General features: G+C 44.6%; 18 protein-coding genes. 13 read left to right on the top strand and 5 right to left on the bottom strand.

Going from position 1 to position 13,214, the window contains the following annotated elements:
• Positions 1 to 17: 17 nt before the first annotated feature.
• The 7 genes from JWH17_RS09705 to bioD all read left to right on the top strand — a co-directional run bounded on the left by JWH17_RS09705 (position 18) and on the right by bioD (position 5,181).
• Entirely contained in the window at positions 18 to 794 is a 777-nt protein-coding gene (locus JWH17_RS09705; RefSeq protein ID WP_232371016.1) for a ParA family protein, read from the top strand.
• A gap of 2 nt (positions 795 to 796) precedes the next feature.
• Entirely contained in the window at positions 797 to 1,666 is an 870-nt protein-coding gene (locus JWH17_RS09700) for a ParB/RepB/Spo0J family partition protein (RefSeq protein WP_205222408.1), read from the top strand.
• Positions 1,667 to 1,707: 41 nt separating this feature from the next.
• Positions 1,708 to 1,857, top strand: coding sequence for a CD1871A family CXXC motif-containing protein (locus JWH17_RS09695; RefSeq protein ID WP_205222407.1), 150 nt, complete (start codon positions 1,708 to 1,710; stop codon positions 1,855 to 1,857).
• A 5-nt stretch (positions 1,858 to 1,862) separates the two neighbouring features.
• Positions 1,863 to 2,753, top strand: coding sequence for a 4Fe-4S binding protein (locus JWH17_RS09690; RefSeq protein WP_232371015.1), 891 nt, complete (start codon positions 1,863 to 1,865; stop codon positions 2,751 to 2,753).
• A 23-nt stretch (positions 2,754 to 2,776) separates the two neighbouring features.
• Entirely contained in the window at positions 2,777 to 3,241 is a 465-nt protein-coding gene (locus tag JWH17_RS09685) for an SH3 domain-containing protein (protein WP_205222406.1), read from the top strand.
• Between the two features lie 160 nt (positions 3,242 to 3,401).
• Positions 3,402 to 4,169, top strand: coding sequence for a malonyl-ACP O-methyltransferase BioC (gene bioC, locus JWH17_RS09680; RefSeq protein ID WP_205222405.1), 768 nt, complete (start codon positions 3,402 to 3,404; stop codon positions 4,167 to 4,169).
• A 319-nt stretch (positions 4,170 to 4,488) separates the two neighbouring features.
• Positions 4,489 to 5,181, top strand: a complete 693-nt coding sequence (gene bioD / locus JWH17_RS09675) for a dethiobiotin synthase (RefSeq protein WP_205222404.1) — start codon at positions 4,489 to 4,491, stop codon at positions 5,179 to 5,181.
• A 44-nt stretch (positions 5,182 to 5,225) separates the two neighbouring features.
• On the opposite strand, the gene JWH17_RS09670 is transcribed toward bioD, so the two are convergent.
• The 5 genes from JWH17_RS09670 to JWH17_RS09650 all read right to left on the bottom strand — a co-directional run bounded on the left by JWH17_RS09670 (position 5,226) and on the right by JWH17_RS09650 (position 8,545).
• Positions 5,226 to 5,570 carry a cupin domain-containing protein gene (locus JWH17_RS09670; protein WP_205222403.1) on the bottom strand — a complete coding sequence of 115 codons (345 nt, stop codon included), beginning with the start codon at positions 5,568 to 5,570 and terminating at the stop codon, positions 5,226 to 5,228.
• Positions 5,571 to 5,663: 93 nt separating this feature from the next.
• The gene (gene arfB / locus JWH17_RS09665) at positions 5,664 to 6,128 is read right to left on the bottom strand and encodes an alternative ribosome rescue aminoacyl-tRNA hydrolase ArfB (protein WP_205222402.1); all 465 of its coding nucleotides are present in this window, start codon (positions 6,126 to 6,128) and stop codon (positions 5,664 to 5,666) included.
• Between the two features lie 12 nt (positions 6,129 to 6,140).
• Positions 6,141 to 6,881 (bottom strand): amino acid ABC transporter ATP-binding protein, encoded by a 741-nt coding sequence (locus JWH17_RS09660; RefSeq protein WP_232371014.1) that lies wholly within the window; start codon positions 6,879 to 6,881, stop codon positions 6,141 to 6,143.
• Positions 6,868 to 7,656: an amino acid ABC transporter permease gene (locus JWH17_RS09655; RefSeq protein WP_205222401.1), complete on the bottom strand. Its 789-nt coding sequence runs from the start codon at positions 7,654 to 7,656 to the stop codon at positions 6,868 to 6,870. Before JWH17_RS09655 ends, JWH17_RS09660 begins: the two co-directional genes overlap by 14 nt.
• 154 nt (positions 7,657 to 7,810) lie before the next feature.
• Positions 7,811 to 8,545 carry a basic amino acid ABC transporter substrate-binding protein gene (locus tag JWH17_RS09650; RefSeq protein WP_205222400.1) on the bottom strand — a complete coding sequence of 245 codons (735 nt, stop codon included), beginning with the start codon at positions 8,543 to 8,545 and terminating at the stop codon, positions 7,811 to 7,813.
• A 238-nt stretch (positions 8,546 to 8,783) separates the two neighbouring features.
• Here JWH17_RS09650 and pal point away from each other — a divergent pair, with 238 nt between their 5' ends.
• The 6 genes from pal (at position 8,784) to JWH17_RS09620 (ending at position 13,114) form a co-directional block, all read left to right on the top strand.
• Positions 8,784 to 9,404: a peptidoglycan-associated lipoprotein Pal gene (pal, locus tag JWH17_RS09645; RefSeq protein WP_232371013.1), complete on the top strand. Its 621-nt coding sequence runs from the start codon at positions 8,784 to 8,786 to the stop codon at positions 9,402 to 9,404.
• Between the two features lie 412 nt (positions 9,405 to 9,816).
• Positions 9,817 to 10,452, top strand: a complete 636-nt coding sequence (locus tag JWH17_RS09640; RefSeq protein WP_205222399.1) for a Fur family transcriptional regulator — start codon at positions 9,817 to 9,819, stop codon at positions 10,450 to 10,452.
• 276 nt (positions 10,453 to 10,728) lie between these two features.
• Entirely contained in the window at positions 10,729 to 11,103 is a 375-nt protein-coding gene (locus tag JWH17_RS09635; RefSeq protein WP_205222398.1) for a desulfoferrodoxin, read from the top strand.
• Between the two features lie 34 nt (positions 11,104 to 11,137).
• Positions 11,138 to 11,296, top strand: a complete 159-nt coding sequence (rd, locus tag JWH17_RS09630; protein WP_205222397.1) for a rubredoxin — start codon at positions 11,138 to 11,140, stop codon at positions 11,294 to 11,296.
• 219 nt (positions 11,297 to 11,515) lie between these two features.
• On the top strand, positions 11,516 to 11,863 hold the full coding sequence (locus tag JWH17_RS09625) for a DsrE family protein (protein WP_205222396.1): 348 nt from the start codon (positions 11,516 to 11,518) through the stop codon (positions 11,861 to 11,863).
• 30 nt (positions 11,864 to 11,893) lie between these two features.
• Positions 11,894 to 13,114, top strand: a complete 1,221-nt coding sequence (locus JWH17_RS09620) for an FprA family A-type flavoprotein (RefSeq protein WP_205222395.1) — start codon at positions 11,894 to 11,896, stop codon at positions 13,112 to 13,114.
• Positions 13,115 to 13,214: the final 100 nt, after the last annotated feature.

Raw genomic sequence — 13,214 nt, 5'->3', positions numbered from 1 at the left:
ACAAGAGAGGAATAACGTTGTACGCAAAAACAATAGCTGTGGCTAACCAAAAAGGTGGCGTCGGCAAAACCACCACAGCCCTTAACCTGGCTGCTGTTCTTTCTGCCAAAAGGAAAAAAGTGCTGCTCGTCGACTCTGACCCCCAGGGTAATGCCTCGAGTGGGGTTGGTGTTTTTGACACCGACGGAGGTGCAAATATTTACACGTGTTACACAGATGAGGGACAGGCAAAAAACTGTGTTCAAAAAACTCGCTTAAAAAACCTCTCAGTTCTCCCCTCCTCTATCGATCTCGTTGGTGTGGAAGTGGAACTGATCTCTCAGGAAAATAGAGAAAAAAAACTCAAAGCTGTTCTCCGTTCACTCAAAGAAGAATTCGATTTTATCATTATTGATTGCCCACCGTCCCTGGGAATTCTAACCTTGAACAGTCTTACCGCGGCTGACTCCATCCTGATTCCACTCCAGTGTGAATATTTTGCACTTGAAGGATTGGCGCAACTTATCTCCACTATCCGTAGAGTCAAAAAAACACTGAACAGGGAACTGTACATAGAGGGACTTCTATTGACGATGTATGATGGAAGGAACAAGCTGACACACTCGGTGGCGGAAGAAGTAAAAAATCACTTTGGTGACCAAGTGTACAAAACCGTCATTCCTCGTAATGTACGTCTCAGTGAAAGCCCCAGCCATGGTCAAACCATCATCGAATACGACAAAAGTTCCAGTGGGGCAAAAGCCTACATCAAACTAGGAACGGAATTTTTACAACGATTAAAACGGGAAATGTAGTTATGAGTAAAAAAAGTGTCCTCGGCAGAGGTGTTGGTGCACTGCTGCAAACAGATAACCAGGAGGAAGACGATCGTTTTTTTATGTGTGATATTGAAAAGATAGCTCCCAACCCAGATCAACCACGGAGTTATTTTGACGAAGAAAAACTCACACAACTAGCCGAATCTATTAAAGAAAAAGGAGTGATCCAACCGTTACTCGTTACCCGGACCAAAGGGAACCGGTATGACCTTATCGCGGGTGAAAGGCGCTTACGGGCTGCCAAAATGGCGGGAAGAGATGAAGTTCCCGTGGTGGTCATGGAAAATAAGAGCGACAGTACAAACCTTGAACTGGCTCTTATAGAAAACATTCAACGCCATGACCTCAATCCTATTGAGGAGGCAACGGCGTATGCGCGCCTTCTTGATGAGTTCCAACTCACCCAGGAAGAGGTTGCCCGGAGAGTGGGCAAAAAAAGATCCACCATCACCAACGTCCTTCGTTTACTTAATCTTCCAGAGCCCATTCAAAAAGATGTGATAACCGGATGCCTGACAGAAGGGCACGCACGAGTACTACTACGGTTAAAAGATACCCCTGCGCTCCTTGTGGAAGCCCGTGATCGAATTGTTGCAGAAGAACTGTCTGTACGGGCCACCGAGGCTCTCTGCAAAAAAATGCTGAAACAGGAGACGCCTGTTGAAAACCCCTCCCCCAAACCAGTCGATACCTTGCCAAAAAACTATTGCACAACAGTAGTTAATCAGATCACCAATCATCTCAATACCAAGGTCAGAATTGTCCAAAGTGGTGAAAGGGGAAAACTGGAGATAGACTATTACTCCAACGATGATCTGGACAGACTGGTGAGTCTTCTCTCGCGCTAACGGTGGCCGGCGTTTTCTTTTTTCAGAATCACGAGCAAGCAATGAAAAAAAAAATACCTCTTCGTATAGCACCTCTCTTGCTCCTTTCAATGTTCCTGCTTTTGCTGGTGTTTGGAATTAATGTGGGGGAACCTGAGCGGGTATTGGAACAGGCAAAAACAATTTGCCTTGCCTGCATTGGTATTGGATGAGTAAAATGAGCATAAAAATAATACGAAGGTGGGTCCAATGGTTTTGGCTGCTGATCACCAACAGTTACCTGGTTTTTCCCTTTTCTAAATCCCTTTATCAAGGGCCATTGAAGGTAATCTGCTCACCAGGTTTGAATTGTTACTCCTGCCCTGCGGCAACCACCTACTGCCCATTGGGCAGTCTTCAGCAACTGTTAACCACAGTCCGTTTCACCCTCCAGACAGGCGGTTACTACTTCGGCACCTACGTGGTTGCCTCGATAGGCATTTTGGGATCCATTTTTGGACGCTTTATTTGTGGCTGGGCATGCCCTTTCGGCCTTTTCCAGGAACTTCTGTATACAATTCCGTCTCCCAAATACAGCGTTGCATCACCTCTAAGGTGGGGTAAATATATTTTTCTCCTTTTTTTTGTTATCCTCCTGCCGTTGCTGGCTGTTGATGCTTCCGGGATTGGCCTCCCCTGGTTTTGCAAGTTCATCTGCCCTGCCGGTACACTTGAGGCTGGAATTCCCATGTTGTTTCTCCTCCCTGAGTTGCGACCTATCGTGGGGTGGCTTTTTGCGGCTAAACTTTCCATAGCTTCTTTTTATATTGGATGGTCGGTGGTGGCTTCTCGCCCATTTTGCCGTACTACCTGCCCTCTTGGTGCTTTTTATGCCTTTTTCAACCGTTTCAGTCTGATTCGATTGAAGCTTGACGAAAAAAAATGTACTTCATGCGGTGCATGCCACTCGGTTTGTCCGGTAGAAATTCATTTTAACGAAACACCAAACAGCGGAGAATGTATCAATTGCTTGAAATGCATGAACGAAGCTTGTAGTTTTAACGCAATTTCTCTGGATCTGGCGGGGTACACCATGTTTCCCCAAAACGAAAAAGTTACGACCAGGTAACACTGACAGACAATCTGCTCTTCATGAAATACAAATACGCTCTCATTTTTCTGGTTTTCTTTAGTTTTGTTTTTACCTCAAGCTCGGTAGCCCTTGCCGAAATGGTTTCCATCAAGGGCGATGACATAAATATGCGCTCAGGCCCTGGGACAAAATACAAAGTCCTATGGAAACTGGGATCCGGTTTTCCATTGAAAGTACTTCGCAAGCAAGGAAGTTGGTACAGGGTGCAGGATTTTGAAGGCACCATTGGCTGGGTACATCGTAACGTGACAAGCCGCAAACAACACATGATTGTCAAGGTGAATAAAAAAACAAAAAAAAGAATCAACGTGCGTAGCGGTCCAGGTACAAATAACCGCATCGTAGCCAAGGCCTATTACGGAGTCGTTTTTAAAACAATTGAACAAAAAAGCGGCTGGGTCCACCTCGAACACGACAAAGGTGTCAATGGCTGGGTAAAACGAAGCCTGTTGTGGGGTTTTTAACGCCTTTATTTTTCAAATAAACAGGCTCTTTTCGCAGGCAAAGAGGTGCCCCCAACAGCTTGACGGGGGACTCCGGTTCAACCATGTTCATGGTTTCACAATTGTGGTGCATCGGTTATAGTCTGTTCCCTTTATGCACTCACAAACTTTACAGCCAACGATGATTCCAGATAAACGTCTTATTGAACAGCGCTTTTCCAAGGCTGCTCATACCTACGAACAACAGGCTGATATTCAGCATGTGGTAGCCGAGAAGTTACTTGCAATGCTCGACGACTCGCTTATGCAGGAACCATTGTCAGTGTTGGAAATTGGTTGTTGCACCGGACTACTTACTGCAAAGCTGGTCAAACGGTTTCCTGATATGCAGCATTTTACGGCATCAGACCTGGTGTCTTCTTTTCAACCTTATATTGAGGAAAAAACCCGCTCTCTCTCCGGTAGGTCGACTTTTGTTGCAGGCGACATAGAACAACTCACCTTTGCCCGGAAATTCGATCTGATCATATCCTCTTCCACCTTTCACTGGATCCATGATCTTCCTCGGTTATTTAATAAGCTCCACGATCTTCTCACCCCGCAAGGGGTGCTAGCTTATTCCATTTATGGCGCAGAAAATCTCAAAGAAATACGAACAATAACCGGAATAGGTCTCCCATATCAGGACTTCAACTCCCTGCTCCATACAACAGAGCAACAATTTACGGTTATCGAATCTGATCACAATCTCGAAACCCTCTGGTTCAGCACTCCTCTGGCAACACTTCAGCATCTGCGACAGACAGGCGTCAATGCCATCGGTACCAAAGCGTGGACCCGAAAGAAGCTGAACTTGTTCAGTAAGGAGTATGCACAGCGTTTCAAAGGCGACCAAGGTGTCAGACTGACCTACCACCCCATGTATTTTATCGCACAACCAAAGGGGTGAGTACCGGATTGCCCTGCAGCTAAAAAACACGATAAGAAGCATCCAGGAGACCTACAATTTTCTTTTTATCTACCTCTTCAGGACGCTTCCTCGGTTGTAAAGCCTGCTCACCCTTTCCTGCCCTTAAAGCAAGCATCTCCCCCCAATTTCAAGGATTTTTGATGCTCGCCTGAGCTGCGGACCGGTGCCCTAACTTATTTGAGCATACTGAATCTAGGTTGTTGGTTCATGGAGTGCGACCCTTTAGGTGCAGAAATAACAGTATTTTTTTAAATTTTCTCTAAACGCCTCCGGCGCAGCGTATTGTGGAGATAGAATTATGGATGGACACGCAAAAACACTTGCCATAGTCGGCATAGATACGGATGTTGGAAAGTCGGTGGTTACAGGCCTTATTGCAAGGCACCTGCACCTCCGGAAAAAAAAGGTGACCACTCTCAAACTAGTGCAGACAGGGTGTACCAATCAGTCCGATGACATTCTGCTTCACCGAAAACTCATGGGTATTCCTTTAACCAAACATGATGAACAAGGAATAACCTGCCCCTATCTCTTTCCGCTACCGGCTTCTCCAAAGCTGGCAGCCAAGCAGGCAAAAAAAACCATTGAAGCCGAAGTACTCGATCAGGCAACCCAAGTTCTACAAAATGAATACGAGTGGCTTTTGGTTGAAGGCGCAGGTGGTTTATTGGTACCCCTGAGTAGTGAGTTGCTCCTTTTGGACTACCTGAAGGAAAAAAAATACCCCCTGGTTCTTGTCACTTCTTCCAAGCTGGGGTCGATCAATCATACACGATTAAGCCTAGAAGCCATAAAAAACCGTCAAATTCAGCTCTTGGGCCTTGTATACAACCTCCACAACCCAAGTACCCCCGCAATCGTGCAGGACAGCTTAAATGAGTGTCGTAGAGCGCTTAAGGAATACGGTATGGATTCTCCAGTGATAATCATGCCGGACACAGGGGAAACCCAGTCTATAAACTGGACTCCCCTGCTGGCAACCTTGGTTTGAAGTGGTTTTAAAACCAAAAAGGGAGGGAGTAGGAAAAGACGGTTTTATTGGTCGTCGAGTGCAAGGTAATCCTCTCTGACCGGCGAGAAGACTTCAATGACCAGGGCATCTTCCATCACCTCAACCCCGTGTGCTACATCACCGGGTATGACCCAACTATCGCCAGGGCCAAAATTTTCAAGCTCCCGATCAGCACGCTCCATCGCTACCCTGCCACTGACGAGATAACCGCATTGTTCATGAGGATGGGAATGGGAGGGAATTTTTTTGCCGGCTAACAAACGAAAAGCCACCATATGCGTATTTTTTCCTGCTTGTAGGGTTCGCAAAAAAACACCAGGTGCAACCTGTTGATAATGCTGCAGGTCTGATTCATTGAGACGATGCATAGAGTCACTCCATCGTGCTAAAAGAGGAAAGATTGGAGAGGGCAAAAAAGCTTTACGACTACCCTTTTTTTATGTCTACAGCGTTAAAAAAAGCTAGGAGGAGCTGTTAACCTTCCGCCGTTGTTGTTTGACAACCGCCCGTTTTTTTTTGGATGTAATGCGGCGCTCCTTGGAACCACGGCTGGGTTTTGTTTTTTTGCGCGGTTTCTGAACAACCAACGCCTGTCTGAGAAGACCGGCAAACCGTAGGATCACCGCGTCCTTGTTGGCCTTCTGGGTCCGGTGTTCACTGGCAGCAAGCTGCAAAACGCCTTGTTGAGAAATGCGCGATGCCAGTCGGAAAGACAAAAGGGACTTCTGACTGCTGGAGAGCGACTGAGACTGTGAAATATTAAAAAAGAGAGTCACCTTACTGTTGACCTTATTGACGTTCTGTCCCCCCGGCCCGCCGGAACGTGAAAAACGAAACTCCAGTTCGCGCAAAGGAATAGCAAGGGAAGGGGTAATGGCCACCATGTTTTCCGTAGCGATACTCCCCTGCTTAACATCACCGACCATTTTCGAGGCTCCCTACAAGATCTGCTCAAGAAACATTTTGCTGCGCTGATGTTGAGGCTGGTTGAAAAACACCTCTGGGGTGGACTTTTCGACTACAGCCCCCTGGTCCATAAACACAACATGATCAGCCACCTCGCGTGCAAACCCCATTTCATGCGTCACCACGACCATGGTCATCCCTTCACGGGCCAGGGCAATCATAACATCCAACACCTCGTTTATCATTTCCGGATCAAGCGCTGACGTTGGCTCATCAAAAAGCATGATCTTAGGTTCCATGGCCAAGGCGCGGGCAATTGCCACCCTTTGCTGCTGCCCACCCGAAAGCTGGATAGGGTAATGGTTTGCCCGTTCTGGAATATCAACCTTTTCCAAAAGGCTCATACCCAATTTTTCAGCCTCTTTTTTGGGCATTTTTTTGAGCTTTATCGGTGCAAGGGTCAAGTTTTCAAGAACGGTTTTGTGACGAAACAAATTGAAACTCTGAAAAACCATTCCCAATTCCATCCTGACCCGGTTTATATCTTCTGTTGGACTGTTGATATCTCGGCCGTTTATGGAAATTGTTCCGGAGTTGATGGTCTCAAGGCGGTTGATCGAACGAAGCAAGGTCGACTTTCCCGATCCTGAAGGGCCGAGAACTACAACCTTTTCACCGGTGTTAACATTCAAACTAACATCGTCAAGTGCCTTGAAGGTACCAAAGTACTTATTGACATGTTCAATTTTAATAATGGGGTCAACGGCGTTCATAATGGCTTAATCGATGCTCCATGATACTGATAAGTTTGGAAAGAACCAGGGTGATCAACAGATAAATAAGGGCTATCATTGTATATGTTTCGAAATAATTGAAACTTTCTGCGGCAAATTCTCGACCACGTCGTAAGATATCTGAAACAGCAAGGATGGAAACCAGGGATGTGTCTTTTAAAAGAGCTATAAACTCGTTACCGACAGGGGGTAATATGGTTCTCCATGCCTGAGGAAGGATAACATAGGCCATAGTCTGCCGCTGATTAAACCCAAGGGAGAGCGATGCCTCAGTTTGACCAAAATCTATGGACTTAATTCCGGCACGAAAAACTTCGCCCATATAGGCACCATAACAGAAAGCCATGGCCACGATCGCGGCAACAATATCGGGAACCCTGACTATACGTCCCAGGGCAAAATAGATATAAAAAAGCTGTACTAAAAGAGGAATGCCGCGTACCACCTCTACGTAGAGTGAGGCGGCCATATTAATCAAACGGTTTTTTGAAATCCTTCCCAAGCCGGTTAACAATCCGATTACAATGGCCAGTAAAATTGAAAAAACCGTCACCTTAAAAGTGACTAAAATACCATCTGGAACAAATTTGAGAATTCTCAAATAGGGATCCGGTTTTACCAGCGGCAGAATAATCAACAACGACACTGTACCTAGAAGGGCAATCCACCATGCCGAAACAAGGCCCCTGTCTTCCGGGCTGGGAATCGCTGCCCCGTCGCCTATTTCTATCTTAGTTGTTTCCTGATCAGACATATTTTTCACACAAGTTCGATGGTTACATTTACATCCCATCATCGAAAAGACGGCTCAGTCTCACCAGCGTTGTTCTACACCTTAAAGTTTGAATGATGCCATCAAGATAAAAAAAAGCCGGGCTAAAAAGCCCGGCTACACATTTAACCCGAAATTACTGACCAATCCACTTTTTCTTCAATTCAAGGTCAAGCCCCTTTGCCTTAACAGCGCTGATACCTTTGTTCAGCAGGTCAATAAGTTCCTTGCTACCCTTTTTAACAGCTACTCCATAATTTTCAACATCACCTGTTTGCATTACAGCGGCAATTTTTAAATTGTCCTTATACTGTACAAGCGCATAATTTGCAGCGACAGGATCATCACAGACAACCGCCGCAATACGGCCAACATTCAGGTCTTCCATTGCCAGACCGATCTCATCATAGGATTTGGCTTCAACCCCTTCAACAGCCTTAATCGCAAAATAACCGGTCGTCCCAATCTGAGCGCCTGCTTTCTTTCCTTTTAAGTCGGCAAGACTTTGAGCATCTGAATTTTTATTAACGATCAATGCCTGGCGAACACTAAAATAAGGCTCTGTAAAATCCATGGCCTTTTTTCGATCGTCAGTAATGGTAACCGACGATACAACTGCATCATATTTATTTGCAGCAAGGCCTGCAAAAATTCCATCCCATGCGGTATTTTTGAAAACAGGGGTAAATCCAGCCTCTTTAGCTGCTGCTGTGATAAAATCAATGGCATATCCGACAACTTCTTTTTTATCATTAACAAATTCCATTGGAGGCCAGGTAGCATCGGTTGCAAACACAATGGTTTTCTGAGCCCAGGCAGAGTTACACAGTACTGCAAGGCAGACAAGGGTAAACAGTAATCTTTTCAACATCGTTATCTCCTTTGGCTAAATAGTGGTTAAAATCTCTTTTCATGTACCATTCAAGTGAGCAGCAGGCAAATAAAAAGGTTACAGAAAAAAACCTCTATCTATAAAAACATCGCTGCAAACAATCGTCTAGAAACAGCTCTCCGGCAAATAAGAGGTTTCTCTTGACGTCAAGGATGAGAAACCGGTATACATTTAGTGTTACTTTCTTGATAACTGCCTACAATAAAGAGGAAATCATATGAATGCTTCGACACGGTTGGTCATAACCTGCGCAGTAACAGGGCTCCTGCTCTTTGCAGGTGGGTGCAGCGATAAAAACATCAACCCTTACTCTTCTCAACCCCAAACCAACATGCCGGAAGGTAAATCCATTGATTACTCAACAACTCAGGGAACCATTACCGAGGAAATAGGTCCCAGTGAAGAGTCTCTTGATTCTGCTGGTCGCAACGGAGAAACCATAGGTAGTTTTTCTATCAACAACGACCAAAACAGTGAGGAATATAAACTGACCTACGGCCGTTCTTCCATCCAGATGCAGCCTATCTATTTTAATTTTGACCAATCAATCATCCGTGATGATCAAATTTCGAGGATGGAACATAATGCCGGTTACCTGAAGAGTAATCCGGCAAGTAATGTGGTCATTGAAGGTAACAGCGATGAAAGAGGCACCAATGAATACAATCTTGCTCTCGGTGAACGGCGGGCACAGGTTGCAAAAAATTATCTTATCGAACTTGGGATTGAAGAGTATCGAATTAGAACGGTAAGCTATGGTGAAGAACGCCCCCTGTTCACTGGTCAAACTGAATCTGACTATATCCAGAACCGACGTGATGATTTTATCATCGAGTAACCCATAAAATAGTTTCTTTTTTAAGGCCGGCGGAGTTACAATCATCTGCCGGCCTTCTTTCCTTTTCCCCTCCGAGTACCAACCTTTTATAGTAAATTTTCTTGTCACCGCTTTAAGCGACCTCAATTTTTCCACTGTTGACGATGATACTTTTCTTGCCTTCAAAGGTAATTAAAGTCGCTGATACACGATAGGCGCCGGAGACAAAACAATAACATGCGTCAATGTAGGTAGTGCCTGATTTTTATTGAAGATAGGCTTTTCGAACCAACTTTTTGGGTTCAGTTTGTGTATTTTTCAAAAAATCATGCTTGCCTTATGTCGATAGCTTCGACATCCATTTTTTTATTGACCTGATAATGATTACCATGTACAAATGCTCTCAAATATTAATTGGGAGTTATTCTCACCTATGGAACAAAAACTGCGTATGACCCATCAGCGAGAAATTATTCTTGCTGAATTAAAAAAAAACACATCGCACCCCACAGCAGACGAGCTCTATGAAAAGGTGAAAAAAAAATTGCCTCGCATCAGTCTGGCAACTGTTTACCGAAACCTGGAAATACTCTCTGCAGCCGGAATGATACGTAAACTGGAAATAAGTGGACGGCAAAAACGTTTTGACTGGGAATTGACAGAGCACAACCATATTTATTGCGTGCAATGTCATAGGGTTGACAATATAGAGTTGGAGAAAAAAAATTTGCAGCCTGTGCAGTCTACGCAACGGAAAGGGTATGAGATATCAGGGTGCAGAATAGAGTTTTACGGGTTGTGCCCAAAATGCAAAAATATAGAAAAAAAGCAAGGAGTTAAAAAGATGGCGTGTAACCCAACGGTCCTCAGTGACAAACAAAGGGAAGTACTTGAGGCTTTAGCAAACAGTACGGAACCATGTGGCAGCAAAGATATCGCCGGCGCAACCAGTCTTGAGCCGAAGCAGATCAGTTGTCAGGTAACCGCCCTGAAAAAAAAGGGCTATGTGGCCAGTCCTGTGCGGTGTAAATACGAAATAACACCGGAAGGAAAAGACGCTCTTAACTGAGCATTTATTCTGGTACCCTATTCACACCTACTCTTTTGTAGTCTGCAGGAAAAATAAAACATATTGACAGTAGCTACACTCATTCGCATTAATATTGATTGCCGGGGCGTTACTATATCACTGTCAATTTTAAATTATGCACAAAGATGTGCGTCCTTTAAAGAGGATAAAAAATACTCTTTGATGCAATGAAAAAGATAGTTTAGTATCATTTTGTGGTTTCTCCTGTTGGGAGGAATCAAATGAACATTTAGAGTCTTCTAAGGAGGGTAACTCGTGACCAAGAAAAACGAAGTATACAAATGCGCTTTGTGCGGTAACATTGTTGAAGTACTCCATGTCGGTGCAGGAGAGTTAGTTTGCTGCGGACAAGGTATGGATCTATTGGCGGAAAACAGCGTAGATGCAGCCCAGGAAAAACATGTCCCGGTTATTGAAAAAGTTGCTGACGGTTACAAAGTAGCTGTGGGTTCCGCACCTCACCCTATGGAAGAAAAACATTACATTGAATTTATAGAACTAATTGCTGACGGAAAGGTTTACCGCCAGAATTTGAATCCGGGCGATGCACCGGAAGCATTCTTTTGTGTAGATGCAGCAGAGGTAACAGCCAGAGAATTTTGTAATCTCCATGGCCTGTGGAAAGCCTAAAGTACTTCCCGATAATATTAAAAGGTGTAAAACAATGAAAAAATACGTATGTGTTGTATGTGATTACGAATATGATCCTGCAGTTGGCGATCCTGATAACGGTGTTGCAGCCGGAACCGCTTTTGAAGATATTCCAGATGACTGGACCTGTCCTGTATGTGGTGCGGGTAAAGACCAGTTCGAAGAGGCATGATAAAAAAGACCTCCGACCGGCTAACGCTGCCGGGGGTCTTTTCGTTATTGTAAGTTGAGTTAATGCATTACACACCATTTCCCAGGATGTAGCCGATCTTCTGATCTATTAGATGTTGTCCGCTCAGATCAAAGCCCTTGATTTCCTTTCATAGAGGCATCTACATATAATTCAACTTCCAATAATGGATAAAATTTACCATTAAAAGGAGAGGCACCCATGAAAAATACTGTATTCTTTGCTTTCCGGGGTGACCCATTATGTTTCATCCATGTGTTACTTAACAGTCTGGATATGGACGGAAAAAATATGGGTGGCAAAATAGTTTTGGAAGGAGAATCTGTTACTTTAGTTAATGAAATGGCTAAATCCGACCATTTCCTCAACCAGCTCTACACAAAAGTAAAAGATCGTAATTTAATTATTGGTGCTTGCAAAGCATGCTCCCTCAAGCTTGGCGCTGTGCAAGCTCTTGAAGCAGAAAACATAGCCTTAATAGGTGAAATGTCAGGCCACCCGTCAATGGCCGATTATATTTCACAGGGCTATAACGTTATAACTTTTTAAAGCTTTTTATATCCCTGGAGGATTACTGATATGAAGACTGTGCAACTCGCTGAAAATATCTATTGGGTAGGTGCCATTGACTGGTTAACTCGTGATTTTCATGGATATTCTACCAATCGGGGCACTACCTATAATGCGTTCCTGATCATTGATGAAAAAGTAACCCTGATTGACACTGTAAAAAAGCCTTATTTCAAGGACCTGATGTACCATATCAGCTCCATTATTGATCCGAAAAAAATTGACTACCTGGTTGTTAACCATGTGGAAATGGATCATTCAGGTTCTATTCCTGAAGTGGTTGAGGCGATCAATCCAGAAAAAATTATATGCTCAAAAATGGGCCAAAAAGCACTGGTCCAGCATTTTCATCAAGAGGACTGGCCTTATCATATCATTTCCTCTAACGAGGAAATAAGCCTCGGTAAAAAGACTCTGCAGTTTCTGGAAACCCGCATGCTCCACTGGCCGGATTCCATGTTCACCTATGTGAAGGAAGACCAGATTCTTTTTACCAGTGATGCCTTTGGTGAACACCTGGCAACCAGTGAACGGTTTGACGATGAGGTTAATCAGGACGTCTTGATGCATGAAGCGACCAAGTATTATGCAAACATCCTCACCCTCTATTCCCCACTGATTAAAAAACTACTGGCAAGTGTGCAGGAAATGGATTTACCCATCAAAATGCTCGCCCCTGACCATGGTGTTGTCTGGCGCACTAACCCTGGAAAAATCATTGAGGCATACACCCATTGGTGTAACAATCAAGGGAATGGTAAGGCTATTATCGTTTACGATACCATGTGGAAGTCAACCCGGTTGATGGCGGAAAAGGTTGCCGAAGGGTTACAGGAAGAAGGCGTAAGTTACAAATTGATCGACCTCCAGGTCAACCATCGCAGTGATGTGATGACCGATGTACTCGAGTCCAGTGCGGTGATCCTTGGCTGCCCGACCCTCAACAACGGTATGCTGCCGAGGATGGCTGGTTTTCTCATGTACATGCGAGGCCTGCGGCCCACCAATAAAATTGGTGCAAGCTTTGGCTCTTATGGCTGGTCTGGTGAAGCCGTAAAATTGATGAACGAATCCCTTAAGGAGATGAAATTCACCATGTGTCACAAAGGGCTGAAGGTACAGTATGTCCCCCAGGAAAATCACCTGGAAGAGTGCGTAGAACTAGGTCGTACCGTTGCCAAGAGTATGGCGGATCACATGGCAGGTAAGGAAGTGGAATCGGTCATCTAAATGTTTTCATCCCGGATGATGTACCTATCGTCCGGGATGAAATCCGCCATCGCCGGCAATGATGTGAAATATGGGCGAAATCAGCTCAGCATTGCACATT

Origin of the sequence: Desulfogranum marinum, from assembly GCF_016918565.1 — a bacterium.
In the GTDB taxonomy this organism is placed as follows: domain Bacteria; phylum Desulfobacterota; class Desulfobulbia; order Desulfobulbales; family Desulfobulbaceae; genus Desulfogranum; species Desulfogranum marinum.
Note: the sequence above shows the minus strand (reverse complement) of the source record. Positions and strands in the feature narration are given on the sequence as shown.

Coding starts and splice junctions, on each gene's coding strand:
- JWH17_RS09695 (WP_205222407.1), top strand. CDS start 1,708: ATGAAAAAAAAAATACCTCTTCGTATAGCACCTCTCTTGCTCCTTTCA.
- arfB (WP_205222402.1), bottom strand. CDS start 6,128: ATGGTCGGTGATGTTAAGCAGGGGAGTATCGCTACGGAAAACATGGTG.
- pal (WP_232371013.1), top strand. CDS start 8,784: ATGAATGCTTCGACACGGTTGGTCATAACCTGCGCAGTAACAGGGCTC.
- JWH17_RS09625 (WP_205222396.1), top strand. CDS start 11,516: ATGAAAAATACTGTATTCTTTGCTTTCCGGGGTGACCCATTATGTTTC.
- JWH17_RS09640 (WP_205222399.1), top strand. CDS start 9,817: ATGGAACAAAAACTGCGTATGACCCATCAGCGAGAAATTATTCTTGCT.
- JWH17_RS09650 (WP_205222400.1), bottom strand. CDS start 8,545: ATGTTGAAAAGATTACTGTTTACCCTTGTCTGCCTTGCAGTACTGTGT.
- JWH17_RS09685 (WP_205222406.1), top strand. CDS start 2,777: ATGAAATACAAATACGCTCTCATTTTTCTGGTTTTCTTTAGTTTTGTT.
- bioD (WP_205222404.1), top strand. CDS start 4,489: ATGGATGGACACGCAAAAACACTTGCCATAGTCGGCATAGATACGGAT.
- JWH17_RS09660 (WP_232371014.1), bottom strand. CDS start 6,881: ATGAACGCCGTTGACCCCATTATTAAAATTGAACATGTCAATAAGTAC.
- JWH17_RS09620 (WP_205222395.1), top strand. CDS start 11,894: ATGAAGACTGTGCAACTCGCTGAAAATATCTATTGGGTAGGTGCCATT.
- bioC (WP_205222405.1), top strand. CDS start 3,402: ATGATTCCAGATAAACGTCTTATTGAACAGCGCTTTTCCAAGGCTGCT.
- JWH17_RS09670 (WP_205222403.1), bottom strand. CDS start 5,570: ATGCATCGTCTCAATGAATCAGACCTGCAGCATTATCAACAGGTTGCA.
- JWH17_RS09690 (WP_232371015.1), top strand. CDS start 1,863: ATGAGCATAAAAATAATACGAAGGTGGGTCCAATGGTTTTGGCTGCTG.
- JWH17_RS09700 (WP_205222408.1), top strand. CDS start 797: ATGAGTAAAAAAAGTGTCCTCGGCAGAGGTGTTGGTGCACTGCTGCAA.
- rd (WP_205222397.1), top strand. CDS start 11,138: ATGAAAAAATACGTATGTGTTGTATGTGATTACGAATATGATCCTGCA.
- JWH17_RS09655 (WP_205222401.1), bottom strand. CDS start 7,656: ATGTCTGATCAGGAAACAACTAAGATAGAAATAGGCGACGGGGCAGCG.